The organism is Nocardia sp. NPDC019219 (assembly GCF_040632645.1).
In the GTDB taxonomy this organism is placed as follows: Bacteria; Actinomycetota; Actinomycetes; order Mycobacteriales; family Mycobacteriaceae; genus Nocardia; species Nocardia sputorum.
In genome coordinates this window covers 1-311 of record NZ_JBEYCG010000031.1, presented here as the reverse complement: position 1 = coordinate 311, position 311 = coordinate 1, and positions in this window count along the sequence as shown.

Genomic DNA, 311 nt, shown 5'->3' with positions numbered 1-311 from the left:
CGGCGCGCCCAGCGCATCTGGATCGCGTTTTTCGCGCCGAGCGGGGATCGAGCAGGCGCGGTTGGCCGGGCTGCTCTCGCATTGGGACGGCCGCGCGTAGGTCCCGCCTCTCGGCCAACGGTCGCCGGTGGGTCGGCCTGTCGGCCAGTGGGAACGGCGCGCCTCACGCCGGGGGATGAAACCAACGCGCCCAGCGCACCGCAACCACGTCTTTCGAGCGAAGCGAGACCGAGCATCCGCCGTTCGCGGCCCGGCTCGCGTTTGCGCGGCCGCCGCGTAGGCGACGAAGGAGCAAGCGGCGGCGCACGAAC